The sequence below is a fragment of the Streptococcus sp. 32226D021BW genome (assembly GCF_053545015.1).
The window spans coordinates 93,442-111,579 of the sequence record NZ_JBPPVC010000001.1 but is presented as its reverse complement, the minus strand read 5'-3'; the positions used below and the strand labels follow the sequence as shown (position 1 = coordinate 111,579).

The following is an 18,138-nucleotide window of genomic DNA, read 5'->3' as shown; positions in this document are numbered from 1 at the left end:
TTACTACATTAAACTGATGATCATTCCGAGCAGATAAAGAACTGACACGATGCCCAAAAATACCAAATGAGCCTTTCGACTCATGACTACATAGCCTACAAATTCCCGAATGAAGGCATTGAGGCTAAAGTAAAATTTGGTTTTTGCTCCATAGCCGATACATTTGATTTTCAGTTTTCGGGCCAATAGCAGAGCTCTAAAAACATGATAGTAATTGGTTACAAGGGTAAATCGACTGCCTGATTTCATCAAGGCATAGGAGAATTTCAAATTTTCTTCTGTGTTGGTCGATTGGTTTTCGATGAGAATGTCTTCAGCAGGCACTCCTTTCTCCAAGGCATAATTAGCCATTGCCTGTCCTTCAGCTATCATTTCATCAGGACCTTGTCCGCCTGACATGATCAGCTTACTGCCAGGCTGCTTCTGATAAATCGCTATGCCTTTGTCAATCCGCGAAGCTAAAAGTGGCGTCACCTTATCACCAATCAATCCAGCTCCAAGCACCACCACATAATCAAGCTTCCCAGGGAAAAGATTGACCAAATTGACAAAGCTAGATGTCGTATAAAGCATACTGATGATAATGGCATAGGACACTAAAAATCCAATATAGACAAACACCATATTGAAAAAACTGATACCAGAAAGGGTGCTTGCTACAGACGGCGCGATAAAGAAATAAAAAGTTAAGCCGATTGCTAATCCTAACGATAAAAAGTTATGAAAACGGACACCTTCTCGCTTCAAAATCCGAAAACCGTTCAGATAGAGGGTAATCAGCAAGACAAATGGACCACTCAAGAAGGCTAGAGCCAATAAGATTGCCAGAGCGATTGCCAAGACCCGCAAGATTTCGTTATTTTCTAAAATACCAGTTGATACGACCCAGAACAAAGCCCAGACCAGCACATTCAAGGCAAAAAGAGAGATAAAAATCGACCGTCGCTCTCGGAAATAAAGAAGAGCAAACAATCCAATGGAAGCTAGTAAAAGCCAGAAAAAGAATATCACAACAATTTCCCTCCTGCTAGCATTGACTTAATAGGCTCAAAGGTCTTTCGGTGAATGGGCGTAATGCCCAGCTTGTTCAAGCCTTCTAAGTGTTCTGCTGTTCCGTAACCGGCATTCTTGGCGAAACCATAGCCAGCAAACTCCCTGTCATAGTCCGCCATCATCTTATCCCGCGTCACCTTGGCCACGATGGAAGCCGCTGCGATAGACAGGCTATTGGCATCTCCCTTGATGATGGAAGTTTGCGGTATGGGCGTATCCAACTTCATGGCATCTATCAAGAGATATTCAGGCTCTTGGCTCAACTGCCCCAAAGCCTTCAGCATGGCTAACTTGGTTGCCTCGTAGATGTTGACCTGGTCGATGACAGCTGCATCTTTGATGCCTACTCCAACTGCCACCGCTCGCTCCATGACCTCTTGGTAGATTGACTCGTGCTTGGACTTGGGGATTTTCTTGGAGTCGTTGAGGTAGCGGATTTTACAGCCTTTGGGCAAGATGACCGCCGCTGCCACCACCGGACCTGCTAGAGGCCCTCGGCCGACTTCGTCGATACCAGCGATGAACTCCACCCCATTTTCATAAAGGGCTCTTTCGTAAGATAGCATAGCTTCTAAGCGAGCATCTTCTGCTGCTTCTTTTTCCAGCTCCTTACGGCGTTTCTTGATGGCAGTCTGGACCCCTGCTCGCTCATCCTGAGCCAGTTGATCCCAGACTGGACTATTTAGACTGTCCACCTGGGCCAGCAGAGCTGTCACTTCCTTAATCGTTGCCATCTAAGTCACTCACCCTGTCTAATGTATAAGTGCCTAAACGACCATCTCGAACGTCCTTAACAAAGAGATTGTAAAAACGGTCATAATCATCACGGAAACCCAATTTCTTGGTCCAGTCCATGATGAGTTCAGGCGTTTCCTGCTCCAAATCCATGCCCTTGAATCGCTCTTGGAGGCGTTCTGGGTAGTTGGTCTTGAAATAGTCCAGACCGAAAATGGTGACTTCGTCCATAGGCAAGAGTTGATCCTTGATAGCCCCTGTCAGAGCCAATTTGAGCCCGACTTCTTGGTCCTCAAACTTAGGCCAGAGTATCCCCGGTGTATCAAGGATTTCAAGGTCCTTGTTAGATTTAAGCCACTGCTGCCCCTTAGTCACACCTGGTTTGTTACCGACAACGGCAATTTTCTTCCCAGCCAAACGGTTCATGAGGGTGGATTTTCCAACATTTGGAATACCGATAATCATGGTTCGCAAGGTTTCTTTTTGAATACCTCTCTCGCGGAGGCGTTCAATCTTCTCTTTCATCAGGCTTTTGGCTGCGTCGGTCACCTTTTTCACCGTCGCTTGTTCTTTTGAGTTGATGGCAAGGGTACGGATGCCTTGACCTTCAAAGTAGCTCTGCCATTCTTTTGTTCGGACAGGGTCTGCCAAATCGAACTTGTTGAGAATCATAAGCTTGGGCTTGTCGCCGACAATCTTGGTCAACATGGGGTTTTGGCTGGATAGGGGCAGACGGGCATCGACCAAAATGGTCACGAAATCAACGTGCTTGATGTTCTCCTGCACCTGCCGGCGAGCCTTGGACATGTGGCCCGGAAACCATTGAATAATTGCCATGTAAACCTCCTTTTTATTACTTCATTGAAAAAAGCCGTCAAACGGCTAGTTTTGTCCTATTATAGCAAAATTAAGACAGTTTGTCATATACATTGATAAATGAATATGAATAGTTGCCTATTAGGGTAACAAAAATAAAAATACCTACAATCTTCGTTTACATACTTAATTGTAGGTATTTAAATCCTAAAATCTATTAGTTAAAACAATTCTTTATAAAAAGCGATGGTTTCTTCCAATGTTGGCATGAATGGGTTACCCGGTGCGCAGGCATCAATCAAGGCATTCTTAGATAGGTATTCAAAGTCAAACTCTTCTTCCTTAATGTCCAACTCTGTCAATTTCTTAGGTATACCAACTTTAGCCGACAATTCTTCAATTTGTGCAATAGCGTAGTCTGCACATTCCTCATCAGATTTACCTGCAATATCAAGTCCTAGTGCTTTAGAAACATCACGGAAGGCTGCAGGCACACGTTTGGCATTCTCACGTTCGATGATTGGCAAAATCATAGCACAGCAAACACCATGCGGCAGGTCATAAACAGCACCCAACTGGTGAGCCATTGAATGAACATAGCCTAAGCCAGCATTATTGAAACTCATACCTCCAAGGAAAATAGCATGAACCATAGCTTCCCGAGCTTCGATATCCTGTCCATTCTCAACTGCACGAGGTAAGTACTCTTTAATAAGCTCAATCGCACCCATAGAGAGTTTCTTAGTCACGCCATAAGCACCCGGTGTTACCAAAGCTTCAATAGCATGAGTTAGAGCATCCATACCTGTCGCTGCTGTCAGAGCCGCTGGTTTAGAGAGCATCAGTTCAGGGTCATTGACTGACATGACAGCCAAGCTATTTTTGTCTACCATAACCATTTTTACCTTACGTTCTTCATCGGTAATAACATAGTTGATAGTAATTTCTGCTGAAGTACCTGCTGTTGTATTGATGGCCACAACAGGCAATCCAAGTTTTTCAGACTTATGCAAACCTTCATAGTCCTGTGGTTTGCCACCATTGGTTGCCATGATAGAAATACAGCTTGCCGCATCTTGAGGCGATCCGCCACCAACTGAGATGATGAAATCACAGTCATTTTCTTGAAGAGTAGCTAATCCATCATAAACATTTTTACAGGTTGGGTTTGGATCAACCTGACTGAATACTACATAGTTTACTCCTGCTTCATCCAGAGGCTTGGTTACCTTAGGAAGAATATCGCTAGTGCGGATAAATTCATCCGTCACAAGCAGAGCCTTCTTGTAGCCCAAATCCTTAACGTAACCACCGATTTCATTGACACAACCGCGACCAATCAAGTTGACCGCTGGGACGTAAAATGTTGCCATAGACAACCTCCTGTAAGATTTATAGTAGTTAATGACATTGTTTTTTCTTTATGTTATTATACTATAAAACTCGGATATATTCAACTATTATGTGACGTTTTTAACAAAATAAAATGATATCTAAAACTCCTAATCTTGCTTGCAATCACATCAAATTTCATTCTGATTTACTCAGCTGGCAATTTGAAATATCCCTGTCCAGTTTGCAAAGGCTTCCTTACGCATTTTTTCAATTTCTACTCGGAAAGCTTGGGCAAGACTGGCACGATTGAAGGATAGAGCTATTTTGTGTCTATCTGTCATCACTTTTTGAACTAGGATTTCTACCTCTTCTCCATCCCTAATTCCTATATTCCAAAGTTCTTGTAGAACACTTGTATGAAACTGTTTCTCGTATTCTTTCATAGCCTCAATAGTCCAGTAATATTCACTACTTTCATCTTTTAACCATTTCCAAACAACATCAGCTTGCTTAGACTTTGGCTTTTCTACTTCACAGGTCTGACACAGCAATAACTGGTTGGATAAGCTTTCTACATGAAACCATTTCCCTGAAACAATCGGAATATTTTTTACTCCACAAGTGCTGTGGCAGCGCCAGCAAAAAGGTCTTAGTGTTTCAGTATTCTTTAAAATACCTAAGTCCAGCAATTGGTCCGACCAATATTCTACAACTGACAAGAGGTTTGTCGTTTTCTTATTCCAAATAAACATGTTCATATCTACCTTTCTATATTCTTTCAAGCATCTGGGCTTGAACTAAACTAGCTTGTATCATTGCTAATTCTACAAGACAAGCAAGATTGGTTAGGTCTGCATTTTCAAACATTCGGTGAGAGATAAATAACTTTGGTTGTAATCTCGTGAGCGGTTTTGCCCAGGCTTGAACACAGACATCAAACTGTTTGACCGACTGAAAATAAACTTGACTAACCAACATATAGGCTCGGCTATTTAACAAATAAGCATAATCCTGCATTAAATCACGACAAAATGAGGCTAGCCATACTGCTGCATACTTTTCTTCATCCTCTAGATAATGATTTAATAGCTGAAAAGTTAGCAGACTACCTCTGCTCATTTCAGGACTAACTACTTGAAACTTGCTTTCCTTGCTCATCAAGGGATGCAAATGGAAATGTTCTGCATAGACTTCCCATTCTCTGTAAATATCTGCCCAAGTAATCTCAAGATTATTTTTCATTTCTACACACTCCAACTAGGATTTGATACCATCATAACACCATTTTTTAATTTTGTCAAACATGTTAAACAGTATTTGTCAAAAAAATATTCTTGTGGTATAATATGTTAAACAAAGCGAGGTACTGGCATGATTCTAGGTGATATCTTAAAAGAATTTCGAACTAAAAACAAACTATCTATGGATAGGTTTGCAGAACTTTCTGGTTTAACAAAGGGATATATTTCTATGTTAGAAAAAAATCAGCATCCTAAAACAAAAAAAGCTCTCCTTCCTACCATGGAAACACTGGAGAAGGTTGCAAAAGGCATGAACATAGCTGTTTCTGATTTGGTTCAGAAACTTGATGACGACCAAGCCATTGCCCTGACGCTTACCCCTGCTCAATTTGGACAATTTAAGCAATCTATTTCTCAGCAAGCACAGGTTTTAGATCAGACACTAGAGGGTGAATTTCATGACAGGTGGATTGCTTTCGGGCAAGAACAAGTAGCAGCAATGCAAACCTCTAATTCTAAATCAGCAACTCTACTTCATCTAGATGACTACCGTGAACGAACGGAATTGGCTGTTCCTGGCAAGGTGTCGGCTGGTACTGGCTACTGGCAGGATACAGACTTTGACAACCTAGTGTCCTTTTATAGCGAGGATATCCCTGAAAATCATCAATATGATACAATCGCTCAGGTTGTCGGAGATTCCATGGCACCTAGTATTCAGGATGGGGACTACCTCTTTATTCGTCTGACACCAGACATTCCTCTGAACTCAATTGGGATTTTCTCAGTTAATGGGGAAAATTTTGTTAAAAAATACAAGGGCTCTTACTTACAATCCCTCAACCCTGACTATGAGGATATTGATTTAAACCAGGAAGATGACATCCGTCCAATCGGTAGAGTCATTGATGTCTATAGTCAATCCTAACATATAGGAAAGCCAAACATAACAATAGCGAAAAGGAGGCCTTTCAGCCTCCCTTTTGTCTTTTAAATTGGAAAAGTCCATTACCAAAGTTGCACGACAAATAGTTAATGATTAAGTAATTATTCTGCTACCCTTATGTCTTTGATTGTCCTCTTATTTTGTTGTCTAAGTGTGGAGATTGCTTATTATGATGAAAATCACTAGAGGTTTTCTGATTTTCTTGGTTGCTAGCCAAGGATCTATCTTGACCATACAGTATTTACGACACGAATAAGGATTAGCCTACTTTTGATTGAACTGGGTAGCAAGGCTAAGTGTGAGTGAATGCTAAGCATTTTGCCAACAGATGCCTTCAGGCACCAAAGTAGGGATAACGGACTTTTCCCCTATTAGCCATCGTCCTTTGGGGAAAATGGCTAGTAGTTAGCTTGATTAAATGAACGCTTGAATACTCCTTTCAACCAGGGTAGATGGCGTTCAACATCTCAACTTCATTATCTGATTCCTTCTAAGAATAGTATAACACTTTTAGAAAACGCTATCAAACAATTATGTGCTAGAATGTTAATATTTTTTATCCACAGCCCTCACATAGACCTCCCACATCTTCTGCTGGGGTTTGGCAAAGGGATAGATAGGAAAGTCTTCTATGGAAACCCATTTTAATTCTTTGGTTCCTAGTAGTTTGGTTGTTTCGGCAACTCCTTCAATCAATTCTATCTGCCATTTGCGATGACTGAAAATATGCTGAACGGTGTCAAATTCTTGCTTCTGCCAATCAACAGCCATACCATAAAGTTCCGTAAAGCTCTGCCGAATATCTAGCAAAACAACTTCTTCTGCGACTTCAAAGAGTGAAACTTGTTTGTCTACGACAGCCCCTTTTTCCAAAAGCGGAAAGGACCAAAAACCTGATAAGAGGCCGGCTTCATTGTTTTTTTCCAATAAAAATTGATTGTCTTTATTGCGGATAATAAAACCTTGATAGGCTACTGGAACTGGCTTTTTCTTTGGTGCTTTGATAGGGTACTTGTCCATGGTGCCATTTAAATAAGCTGCGCTAAAGTCTTTGACTGGACTGTCCTGGGGACGTGGGGTGACTGGTGATTCGATATCAGAACCCAAATCCATCAAAGCTTGGTTGAAATCTCCGGGTCTATCTGGGTCAATCAAAATTTCCATCATGGCTTGAAAAATCTTGCGATTGGTCGGTAAGCCTATGTCATAATCCACTTCAAATAGACGACTGAGAACCCTCATGACATTACCATCTACTGCTGGCTCTGGCAAATTAAAGGCTATACTTGAAATAGCTCCAGCAGTATAAGGGCCGATACCTTTTAAACTAGAAATTTCAGCATGCGTGGTTGGAAATTGCCCTGCAAAGTCGTCCACCATTTGTTGAGCTGCCTGTTGCATATTGCGAACACGAGAATAATAACCCAAACCTTCCCAGAGTTTGAGAATGACTTCTTCTGGTGCCTGAGCTAGATCAGCAATAGTCGGCAAGTGATGAAGAAAACGTTCATAGTAAGGGATAACAGTGTCCACCCTTGTCTGTTGGAGCATGATTTCCGACACCCAAATTGCATAAGGATCCTTGGTTCTTCTCCAAGGTAAATCTCTTTTATTAACATCATACCAGTCCAAAAGTGCCTTACGAAAAGCCTGAACCTTTTCTTCAGGCCACATAACTATTCCATATTCTTTCAAATCTAACATAAATCTAGTATAACACAAAGAAAGGGAGTGGGAAAGAACTCGACCTTTCATAGAAGAGTTCGTCTTCCCACCCCCGCACAGTTGATTAGGTCAGATTTGGAGTGTGAAACACGAACAAATCTGCCAATCAACCACTGCGCTGAGATGTTGACACTAACTTTGAGAAGCGGTGCTGGGCTTTTGCCCAGCCTCACTAATTTTTTCAATCTTTCCAGTTACAAACATGGTAAAACTTGCTGAGGCGATTGATTTTCCGTCTTGATTTTCTATCTTTACCTCAACGACCTTTGTTCTGTTACCATCATGGCTACAAGATCCAATGACAGATAGGTCATCACCAGGTTTAGCCGCTTTCATATAGTGGATATTAGATTGTAGCGTTACAGCATATGAACCTTGGGCCACAATCGTTAATCCTGCAACAGAATCGGCAAGCGTAAAGAGATAGCCTCCATGTGCCATTCCATATGGATTTAAAGAACTCTCTGACACTGTAGTTGTTAACATAACTCGTTGATTATCGAGCATCTCGACCGAATAGTCATCCAATACTGTAATAGAGTTCAATTTCAGTTTATCTAACATTTTAATCCTCCTCTAATTGCTGGCTATTTTGCATTTGGTAATAGATACCTTTTTTAGCCATTAAATCAGCATGATTGCCTTGTTCAACAATTTTTCCGTCCACCATGACCAAAATCAAGTCAGCTGACAGGATAGTTGACAATCGGTGGGCAATGATGAAGCTGGTCCGTCCTGCCATCAACTTGCCAAAGGCTTCTTGTACCAAGAGTTCTGTCCGTGTATCGATGGAGGAGGTTGCCTCATCTAATATCAAGATTTTAGGGATTTTAACAAAAACACGCGCAATGGACAAGAGCTGACGTTGGCCTTGTGATAAAGAAGCTCCACCATCTGATAGTACAGTATCATAGCCCTGCGGAAGTTGTCGAATAAAGAAGTCTGCATTGGCTGCTTTTGCTGCTTCAATGACCAATTCCCTTGTGGCATTGGGATAGCCATAGGCAATATTGTCATGAATGGTCCCTGATTTTATCCAAGTCTCCTGCAAAACCATGCCAATTTGTCTACGAAGGTCCTCACGGCTATACTGGCTAATCGGAACACCGTCCAAAACAATCTGACCAGCCGTCACATCATAGAAGCGCATAAGTAGGTTAATCATGGTTGATTTTCCTGCTCCTGTTGGTCCAACAATAGCAATTTTCTGGCCGGATTTGACATCAATATTTAGTGCTTCAATCAAGGATTGGTCATCTCTATAAGAAAAAGATACATTTTCAAATGAGATGGCTCCCTTTAACTTCTCTGAATCAATTTTCCGCTCTGCCTGATCGTCAATACTAGCTTGAGCCAAGATAACAAACAACCTGTCTGCACAAGCTAGAGCGCTCTGCAATTCCGAAAGGACCGAAGAAATATCATTAAAAGGCTTGCTGTATTGACTAGCATAATTGAGAAAGGTTGTCAGCGAGCCAACTGTAAAATTGCCAGCCATAATCCTCATGGCCCCCAGACCAGCTAGCAAGGCATAGATGAGAGCATTGACAAAGCGGGTACTTGGATTGACCGTTGAAGAGGCGAAAATCGCTTTTTGTGAATAGGTCGCATATTGTTCATTAACTGCTTCAAAACGTTTTGTAAATTGAGCTTGGGCATTAAAAGATTGAACCAAGGTCAATTGGCTAATGGATTCCTCTAACAATTGAGATTGCTGTCCACGAGCTTGAGTCTGTTGCCTATAATAGCTATAGGACTTCTTGGCTATATAACGTGCAACAAGCAGAGAAAGCGGGGTCAAGGCTACGACGACCAACATCATGGTCATATCTAGCCTAGCCATTGTAAAAATAGTTAGGAATATGGTTAAGATACCAATGAAAAATTGGTTAAAAATCATTAAAAGCCCGTTGGTCAACTGCTCACTATCACTTGAAAAACGAGCAACCAAGTCACCAACTGACTGACGGTCTAAATAAGATAAGGGCAGCTGATGCAACTTTATATAGACCTGCTCACGTAAATCAGCTACCATACCATAGACCAAACGATTGGTTTCAAGGGGGAGATAACATTGCACCAAGGTATTGAGTAGGATAACAAGAGCCATTTTACCTAGTAAGTCAAGCAAAATCTGGCTGTCTGCTAGCAAAACCGCATCAACCGCTTGACCAATCAAAATTGGTAGATACACAGTTAGTAAGACATGTGCCAAGGTTCCCACGAGCATCATAGTCACTCTAAGAGGCTGTTTCCAAACCAAACGAACCAGTTGTTTAAAACTAGATTGCTTCATGGCTGTCCTCCTCCCTATGTTGAGATTGGTCGATTTCTTGGTAAATAGCAGAGCTTCTAAGCAAATCTTCATGTCGACCAAGTCCAACTTGGTGACCTTGATCCAAAACCAAAATCTGATCAGCCATACGCAAGCTATTGGTTCTTTGTGACACCATAATTAAGGTCTGCTCAGGAAATTCTTGACGAATTGCTGCCAATAAGCGACTTTCCGTCAAATAATCCAGAGCGGATGTTGCATCGTCCAAAATCAATATTGGAGCCATCTGTAAAATAGCACGCGCAATGGTCAAGCGTTGTCTTTGTCCGCCAGAAAAATTCTTCCCAAAGGCTTCTACAGAACTATCTAAACCACCTTTCTCCTCAACGAAAGATCTTGCCTGAGCAATTTCCAGGGCTGCCCACAAGTCGCTATCCGCCACAGTGTCTAAGCCCAATGAAAGATTGGAACGAACGGTTCCAGCAAAAAGTTGGGCTACTTGAGGAACGATAGCAATTTGTTGTCGCCATTCTTTTAGGTTCTTAGGACTTTTCCCATCGATAGAGTGAGAAAGCTGTTGGGGCGGCAAAGAATAAAGTGCTTGTAACAAATCCACCAATGTCGATTTACCAGACCCCGTACCACCGATTATTCCCATAAACTGACCCTTACACAGTTCAAAATCTATATTCGATAGTGCCTGCTCAGCAGATTTAGGATAAGTGAAAGAAAGATTGTTGACTGAAAAAACCAGCTCCTTATCATTAAATTGTACTTCTGGCAAATCCGCTTCCACATCCTCAGATTCTTGATCAAAAACCTCTTGGATACGCTGGGCTGAAATATAGGTCTGATTAAGGGTGGAAACAACCATAATCATCTTAACCAGCTCAACTAGAATTTGCAAAAGATAGTTGATGAGGGCAACCAACATCCCTTGTTCAAGTAAGTTTTGTGAAACTGCATCATGTCCCTGCCAGATGAGAATAAGCAAGGTGGTATTAACTACAAGAAAAGTCAGGGGAGATAGGAGGCTAGACCAAAAACCAGCCCGCAACTGGTGTTTCTTGTAGATCTGATTGATGCCCTGGAAAGTCTTGATTTCACGCGCTTTTTGTCCGAATGCACGAATAACCCTCCAACCCATAACCGTTTCTCCTACCTGCCCTACCAGACTATCTACATCCTTGCGGATGGATTGATACATGCGGCTAGTAATAATGGAAATTCCTGTCACTATGATAAGTAAGAGGATAATCATTCCTAGAAAATAGACAGACAAACTAGGACTAATGTAGAAGGCCATCATCAGCGAACCAAATACAACAATCGGCGCCCGTAAAAATAAGCGTAGAAATGTATTGATTCCTGTCTGAATTTGCAAGGTATCACTGGTCAGTCTGGTCAATAGACTTGAAGACGAAAGAATATCCCGACTAGATTTTGGAAGCGAAAGAACCTTCTGGTACAAGTCATTGGTCAAAGCTTTTGTCACTCCAACCGCCGCCTTAGCTGAGAAATACTGGGCAGTAAGTGAAACGAAAATACCGACACAAGCTAGACCAACCAATAATAAAAGCATGGCAACCAGGTCCCCCTGATTGCCATTTGGAATGATTGTATCAACAATGAAAGCGATAATTAAAGGGACTAGGAGCTCAAAACTAGCTTCTAATAGTTTAAAAACGGGACCTAGGATCGCTTCCTTCTGATAGGATTTAAAATATCTAAAAAATCTTTTCATCCGTTTATTCAGCAGCAATTGCTTGTGCAGCTGTGATGATACCAAGCTTGTAAACATCTTCTGAACTGCATCCACGTGAAAGATCGTTCACAGGCTTATTCAAACCTTGCAAGACCGGACCTACCGCTTCGTAACCACCAAGACGCTCAACTACTTTGTAAGTAATGTTGCCTGCTTCAATAGCTGGGAAGACAAAGACATTAGCTTGACCTGCTACTGGACTTCCAGGTGCTTTCAAACGTGCTGTATCAGGAACCAAGGCAGCATCCATCTGCAGTTCTCCATCAATCAATAGATCTGGGCGAAGTTCTTGAGCCAAGCGAGTTGCTTCTACAACCTTATCAACACGTGGACCTGAACCTGAACCTTTTGTTGAGTATGAAATCATAGCTACTTTTGGATCGATACCAAATGTTTTAGCAGTCTCTGCTGATTGGATGGCAATCTCTGCCAAGGTTTCTGCATCTGGTTCAATGTTGATTGCACAGTCACCAAAGACAAACTTGTGCTGGTCTTTAACCATCAAGAAGACACCCGAAGTACGCTTAACACCTGGTTTTGTCTTAATAATTTGAAGGGCAGGACGTACAGTATCTGCTGTTGAGTGGATTGCACCTGAAACCATACCTTCTGCTAATCCCATTTGTACCAACATCACACCAAAGTAGTTGACATCACGCAAAATTTCATCGGCCTGTGCTTCGTCAACTTTACCTTTACGAAGAGTAACAAATTCATGCTTCATGGCATCGAAGTTTGCGTAATTGTTAGGATCAATAACTGTGATCCCAGGGTTTGAGAAACCAAAGTCTGTCAACAAAGTATGAACATCTTCTGGCACACCAAGGATGATAGGCTCTACCAAACCTTCAAATTTCAAACGAGCTGCTGCACGCACGACGCGCTCATCTGTACCTTCTGGGAAAACGATACGTAGTTTTTTACCTACAATTTTTTGCTTCATTTCACCAAATAAATTCCGAATTTCCATTAAAATTCTCCTTTTAAATATTATTTATTAGTTAACAATGTAATAACAGCCTGAAAGTCGTCTGGAAGTGGAGCTTCCAAGTCAATCCTTTGGGCTGAGAAGGGATTGTCAAAAGCCAAATTGTGACAATGCAAAGCCTGACGTTGAATACCACATTCTAAACTGCCACCATACATATCATCCCCTAGCAAAGGAAATCCAATGTGGGAAAAATGAACACGAATCTGATGTGTTCGACCAGTGTGCAACTGAATGTCTACCAAATGAATATCTCCCCATGATTGCACAAGTCGATAGGAAGTATGGGCATATTTTCCCGTCTTGGTCACACAACGTGTGATAATACTATTTTCTGGACGACCAATTGGGGCAATGATATCTCCCTCTGCTTCCAAAACACCCTCTCCCTTAACCAGAGCATAATAGCGTTTGTGAATCAGCTTGGCCTGCAACTGCTTGTCCAGTCGAGCATGGGCATAGCCATGCTTGGCAAAGAGCATGATACCAGAAGTATCCCTGTCTAGGCGCGTGACAATATGAACCTGTTTGTTTTCATAAGCCTGATCGACCAGATAGCCCTTGACAAAATTGGCAATGGTAGAAGAATGGAGTGCTGAGGGTATCGAAGCATATCCAACTGGCTTATTGATAGCAAGAAAGTGATCATCTTCATAGATAATATCCAGCGGAAAAGAAATCGGTTTCAAACTTCCAGTCAAATCCTCCTCAGCTGGTATGTCAATTGTAACCCTATCTCCAATATCAAGCAAGTAAGTTGCATTGCGTTCCATATCATTGACCCAAATATTGCCACCTGTGTACTTGATTTTTGCCAACAAACCCTTGGAAACACCGTGTTTCTTCAGAAAGGTTTTAATCTTGGTATGCTGGTCAGCTATAAATTCAAACCGCATTACTCCACCTCTCCAATAAAGGCATCTTTCACCCTGTTCCAGAAACTGGTGTGGCTAGGGGTAGCAAGAAAATGAATTTTATGCTGGTCAATCTGGTACTCTATCTTTTCGATATTATCATAAACATAGGTCTTGTTATCAACGGCAATAGAATAGCGGTCACTATGTTTAGGCTCAATGACTATCTTGTCTTTTTTTGGAACCACAATAGAAGAACCCAAGGTCCGATAAACGCGGTTATTTAGACTGGCTACTTCGGCAATCTGCAAGGCCTCAATGGTCGGATGTAAAACAGCACCACCTAAGGATTTATTGTAGGCCGTCGAACCTGTTGGAGTAGATACTGAGATGCCATCTCCCCTAAAGCGTTCAAACGGTACATTGTTGATAATGACATCCGCCACCATGGTTTTGGATAAACGCTTGATAGTCGCCTCATTCAGAGCACGCGCCTCCACAACCCGACCATCCAGTAGTTTGACCTTGACATTCAAAATTGGATAGGACACCCTTGCACCTGTATCTAATTTAAGGTTTTCAATCAGTTTATCTACTTCAAAGTCACGGTAATCCGTATAAAATCCTAGATGGCCTGTATGAATTCCGACAAAACGCACATGGTCAATCAACTTTTCATACTTATGAAAGGCCGACAGGAGCATACCATCACCACCGATCGAAATAACAATATCAGGATTTTTAGGTGTCAGTATGAAATTTGCTTCTTTCAATTTTGTCCAAAGTTCTTTGGAAACTGCCTCACTCTTTGGATTTCGGCTAGCGAGTAGAGCGATTTTTTTTCTACCTGTATTCTTCATCTGTATCATCACTATTTCCGACACCGTCATTCAGCTTCCTATGTGCAGGATCGAATAAGGCCTGGGCCTCCTGAATGTCGTTGCGGATTTTTCGCATCTCCTCATCTAATTCATAGGCAATCTTTGCTGTCACTTCCAAGCGTTTCTTGATTTCTTCAGGAAAATTTCCTTTGTACTTGTAATTTAGGGAATGCTCAATGGTCGCCCAGAAGTTCATGGAAAGAGTACGGATTTGGATTTCTGCAAGAACCGTTTCATTGCCATTTATGGTGTCCACGGGGTATGAAATAACTACATGATAGGACCGGTAGCCAGAAGCCTTTCGGTAGTTAATATAATCCCTTTCGTGGACAATTTGCATATCTTTGCGCTTGCGTAAAATCGCCAAGACTTCCTCAATATCGTCCACAAATTGAACCATAATTCGAAGCCCAGCAATATCCTGCATATCTTGAGCCAGATTTTCTAACTTAATCTGTCGTAGGGCCATCTTTTCCTTAATGGATTCAATAGGCTTTACCCGACCAGTCACGAACTCTATAGGAGAGTGGCGATTGGCTTTCCGGTACTGCTTGCGAATACCACGCAGTTTGATTTTCAACTCACCTACTGTCTGGATATAGGGGTCTAAAAATTCTTCCCAGTTAAAGTCCATACTGCCCCTTTCTTGTCAAAATTTTTAAATTGTATTAGAATAACACAAAGACTATTCTATTATAACACATTGAAAGGGTTTACTGCATGAAAAACCACCTTGAAATTGAGTATAAAACCTTATTAACCAAATCCGAGTACCTACGCCTTCTCTCTGATTTTTCAGACGTAAGCCCTGTTCTTCAAACCAACCACTATATTGACACTCCTGATTTAGATATGAAGAACCACCGTTTTTCACTCCGTATTCGGACTTTTAAGGAAATAGCAGAGCTGACCCTAAAAATTCCCCAGGAAATTGGCAATCAAGAGTACAATCAAGTTCTAGACATCCAGACTGCTCATCAGTTAATCGAAAACTTCCAACTGCCCGCAGGACACATTGCCGACATCATCTCAGCCACAGATGTTCCGATTGACAAACTGGCTGTCTGGGGGAGCCTGACTACCAAACGTCATGAAAAAGAAACCTCCATCGGACTGATGGCTCTAGATGAAAATGAATACGCTGGACAAGTGGACTATGAACTGGAAGTTGAAGTGACGGATGCCCATGAAGGAAAAATTCTCTTTGAAGACTTTCTCAAGAAGAACTCCATCCAATTTAAATATGCTAGCAGTAAGGTTGCACGAACTGCTAGCCATCGAAAATCAGTCCAATAAGGCTGATTTTTTTACTTGAATACTGAAAAAATTTCTTTTTTTTGATAGAATAGAACCATCTATTGTAAAATTTTCTTTTATGTTTCTCATAAAAGCTTAGTGTGTAAAAGGAGTTACTTGAAAATGGGTCAACCACTCGGTGAAAATAACATTAAAATCTTCTCACTCAATAGCAATCGTGCCATCGCTGAAAAAATTGCCGCATCAGCTGGTCTTCCACTAGGAAAACTATCATCACGCCAATTCTCAGACGGTGAAATCCAAATCAACATTGAAGAATCTGTCCGCGGTGTCGATGTTTATATCATCCAATCTACTAGCTACCCAGTCAACAACCACTTGTGGGAATTGTTGATTATGATTGATGCCTGCAAACGTGCAAGTGCAAACACTATTACTGCAGTTATGCCTTATTTTGGCTATGCTCGTCAGGACCGTACCGCATCTCCACGCGAACCAATCACTGCTAAACTTGTTGCCAATATGCTGGTAAAAGCAGGTGTTGACCGTGTCCTAACTCTCGATTTACACGCTTCTCAAATCCAAGGTTTCTTTGATATCCCCGTTGATAACCTTCTTACAGAGCCATTATTCGCTTCTTACTATATGGAAAAAGGGCTCTGTGGTGAAGACGTCGTCATCGTTAGTCCAAAAAATTCTGGTATCAAACGTGCGCGTAATATCGCAGAATTTTTGAATGCTCCTATTGCTATTATCGATTACGCTCAAGATGATTCTGAGCGTGCAGAAGGTTACATCATCGGAGATGTTGCTGGTAAAAAAGCTATCTTGGTTGATGATATCCTAAATACTGGTCGGACCTTCTCACAAGCCTCAAAAATCGTTCAAGAGGGTGGAGCTACTGAAATTTACGCTGTTGCCAGCCATGGTCTGTTCGCGGGTAGTGCGGCGGAACTTCTGGACGCTTCTCCAATCAAGGAAATCCTTGTAACCGATTCAGTCGCAAGTAAGGAACAAGAGCCTAAAAATATCGCCTTTATCACTGCTAGTGACTTGATTGCTGATGCCATCCATCGTATTCAAAAACACCAACCACTCAGCCCACTCTTTAAGTTTACAAATCCTGAAAAAAATAACTAGGAGTACCTTATTTGATTTATTTAGATAATGCAGCCACCACTGCCCTATCTCCCACTGCTCTCCGACGGATGTTGGAAGTAGCGCAAGAAACCTATGGTAACCCTTCCAGTATTCACCAGGCTGGAAGAAAAGCCAACCAAATTTTACGCCAAGCCAGGCAAGATATCGCCCAAGTTCTCGATGTCCCAGCAGATCACATCATTTTTACAGCTGGAGGGTCTGAGGCTGATAATTTGGCTATTCAGGGCTATGCCCTTGCCAATCAAGCCAAAGGCAAACACCTGATTACTACTGCTATCGAGCACCATGCAGTTCTTCATACTATGCAATACCTTGAGGAACGCTTTGGGTTTGAAGTAACCTATATTCAGCCGATCAATCAGGTCATCACTGCCCAGCAAATCCAAGAAGCCCTACGCCCAGATACCATCTTGGTCAGTACCATGTTTGCCAACAATGAAACTGGCCAACTGCTTCCCATTAAAGAAATTGGTCAACTATTGGCCGACCATCAGGCAGTCTTCCATGTAGATGCTGTGCAGGCAATCGGAAAAATGGATGTGAAGCCCACTAACTATGGGATTGATTTTCTAGCTGCATCTGCCCATAAATTTCACGGACCAAAGGGAGTTGGTTTTCTATATAGTCGCTTGCAAGGATTTGACGCCCTTATTCATGGAGGTAAGCAAGAAAACCAACACCGAGCAGGCACAGAGAACCTACCAGGAATAGCTGCCATGGCACTTGCCCTCAAGGAACAAATCCAGTTACTTGAGCAACATACAGCCCATATTGAAAGTTTGAAAGAACACCTCATTTCCGGACTAGATGGGGCTTCATTTTATATCAATCAAGCTGGTTCCCATCTCCCTCATGTCATCAACATAGGTTTCCCAGACAAGCTCAATGAGCAAGTTCTGATGAGATTAGACCTGGCTGGAATTGCAGTTTCAAGTGGGTCAGCTTGTACTGCTGGCGTTGTTCAGAACAGTCATGTACTGGAAGCCATGTACGGAAAAGAATCTCATCGATTGAAAGAGTCCATCCGTATCAGCCTATCTGAAACAAATACCCTAGAAGAGATAGATATTCTTCTTACAGAATTACAAAAAATTATTGGAGGATAA

At 41.9% G+C, this 18,138-nt stretch carries 18 protein-coding genes; 4 read left to right on the top strand and 14 right to left on the bottom strand.

What is annotated here, in order from left to right:
- Positions 1-3: 3 nt before the first annotated feature.
- The 6 genes from ACEE44_RS00590 to ACEE44_RS00565 all read right to left on the bottom strand — a co-directional run bounded on the left by ACEE44_RS00590 (position 4) and on the right by ACEE44_RS00565 (position 5,181).
- Complete coding sequence (locus tag ACEE44_RS00590; RefSeq protein WP_449170877.1) at positions 4-1,011, bottom strand: YdcF family protein; 1,008 nt, start codon at positions 1,009-1,011, stop codon at positions 4-6.
- Positions 1,008-1,787, bottom strand: a complete 780-nt coding sequence (locus ACEE44_RS00585; RefSeq protein WP_449170876.1) for a ribonuclease HII — start codon at positions 1,785-1,787, stop codon at positions 1,008-1,010. Before ACEE44_RS00585 ends, ACEE44_RS00590 begins: the two co-directional genes overlap by 4 nt.
- Positions 1,774-2,625: a ribosome biogenesis GTPase YlqF gene (ylqF, locus tag ACEE44_RS00580; protein WP_449170875.1), complete on the bottom strand. Its 852-nt coding sequence runs from the start codon at positions 2,623-2,625 to the stop codon at positions 1,774-1,776. Before ylqF ends, ACEE44_RS00585 begins: the two co-directional genes overlap by 14 nt.
- Positions 2,626-2,825: 200 nt before the next feature.
- Complete coding sequence (locus ACEE44_RS00575; protein ID WP_449170874.1) at positions 2,826-3,977, bottom strand: iron-containing alcohol dehydrogenase; 1,152 nt, start codon at positions 3,975-3,977, stop codon at positions 2,826-2,828.
- A 171-nt stretch (positions 3,978-4,148) separates the two neighbouring features.
- Complete coding sequence (locus ACEE44_RS00570) at positions 4,149-4,691, bottom strand: hypothetical protein (protein WP_449170873.1); 543 nt, start codon at positions 4,689-4,691, stop codon at positions 4,149-4,151.
- Positions 4,692-4,707: 16 nt separating this feature from the next.
- Positions 4,708-5,181, bottom strand: coding sequence for a hypothetical protein (locus tag ACEE44_RS00565; RefSeq protein WP_449170872.1), 474 nt, complete (start codon positions 5,179-5,181; stop codon positions 4,708-4,710).
- Positions 5,182-5,310: 129 nt separating this feature from the next.
- On the opposite strand from ACEE44_RS00565, the gene ACEE44_RS00560 reads away from it, so the two are divergent.
- On the top strand, positions 5,311-6,108 hold the full coding sequence (locus ACEE44_RS00560; RefSeq protein WP_449170871.1) for a helix-turn-helix domain-containing protein: 798 nt from the start codon (positions 5,311-5,313) through the stop codon (positions 6,106-6,108).
- A gap of 564 nt (positions 6,109-6,672) precedes the next feature.
- On the opposite strand, the gene mutY is transcribed toward ACEE44_RS00560, so the two are convergent.
- From mutY to ACEE44_RS00520, 8 genes are all read right to left on the bottom strand, one after another.
- A complete protein-coding gene (gene mutY / locus ACEE44_RS00555; RefSeq protein ID WP_449170870.1) occupies positions 6,673-7,830 on the bottom strand; it encodes an A/G-specific adenine glycosylase in 1,158 nt (385 codons plus the stop codon).
- Between the two features lie 153 nt (positions 7,831-7,983).
- Entirely contained in the window at positions 7,984-8,415 is a 432-nt protein-coding gene (locus ACEE44_RS00550) for a PaaI family thioesterase (protein WP_449170869.1), read from the bottom strand.
- A 1-nt stretch (position 8,416) separates the two neighbouring features.
- Positions 8,417-10,147 carry an ABC transporter ATP-binding protein gene (locus tag ACEE44_RS00545; RefSeq protein WP_449170868.1) on the bottom strand — a complete coding sequence of 577 codons (1,731 nt, stop codon included), beginning with the start codon at positions 10,145-10,147 and terminating at the stop codon, positions 8,417-8,419.
- On the bottom strand, positions 10,134-11,870 hold the full coding sequence (locus ACEE44_RS00540; protein ID WP_449170867.1) for an ABC transporter ATP-binding protein: 1,737 nt from the start codon (positions 11,868-11,870) through the stop codon (positions 10,134-10,136). The genes ACEE44_RS00545 and ACEE44_RS00540 overlap by 14 nt, the downstream gene beginning before the upstream one ends.
- A gap of 4 nt (positions 11,871-11,874) precedes the next feature.
- Positions 11,875-12,861: a phosphate acetyltransferase gene (pta, locus tag ACEE44_RS00535; RefSeq protein WP_332411454.1), complete on the bottom strand. Its 987-nt coding sequence runs from the start codon at positions 12,859-12,861 to the stop codon at positions 11,875-11,877.
- Between the two features lie 20 nt (positions 12,862-12,881).
- Positions 12,882-13,775: an RluA family pseudouridine synthase gene (locus ACEE44_RS00530; RefSeq protein ID WP_449170866.1), complete on the bottom strand. Its 894-nt coding sequence runs from the start codon at positions 13,773-13,775 to the stop codon at positions 12,882-12,884.
- On the bottom strand, positions 13,775-14,593 hold the full coding sequence (locus ACEE44_RS00525) for an NAD kinase (protein ID WP_449170865.1): 819 nt from the start codon (positions 14,591-14,593) through the stop codon (positions 13,775-13,777). Before ACEE44_RS00525 ends, ACEE44_RS00530 begins: the two co-directional genes overlap by 1 nt.
- Positions 14,577-15,248, bottom strand: a complete 672-nt coding sequence (locus ACEE44_RS00520) for a GTP pyrophosphokinase (protein WP_105114800.1) — start codon at positions 15,246-15,248, stop codon at positions 14,577-14,579. Before ACEE44_RS00520 ends, ACEE44_RS00525 begins: the two co-directional genes overlap by 17 nt.
- An 86-nt stretch (positions 15,249-15,334) precedes the next feature.
- Between ACEE44_RS00520 and ACEE44_RS00515 the strand changes: the two genes are divergently transcribed.
- From ACEE44_RS00515 to ACEE44_RS00505, 3 genes are all read left to right on the top strand, one after another.
- Complete coding sequence (locus ACEE44_RS00515) at positions 15,335-15,910, top strand: CYTH domain-containing protein (protein WP_332411456.1); 576 nt, start codon at positions 15,335-15,337, stop codon at positions 15,908-15,910.
- Between the two features lie 123 nt (positions 15,911-16,033).
- Positions 16,034-17,011, top strand: a complete 978-nt coding sequence (locus ACEE44_RS00510; protein WP_449170864.1) for a ribose-phosphate diphosphokinase — start codon at positions 16,034-16,036, stop codon at positions 17,009-17,011.
- Positions 17,012-17,022: 11 nt separating this feature from the next.
- Positions 17,023-18,138, top strand: coding sequence for a cysteine desulfurase family protein (locus ACEE44_RS00505; protein ID WP_449170863.1), 1,116 nt, complete (start codon positions 17,023-17,025; stop codon positions 18,136-18,138).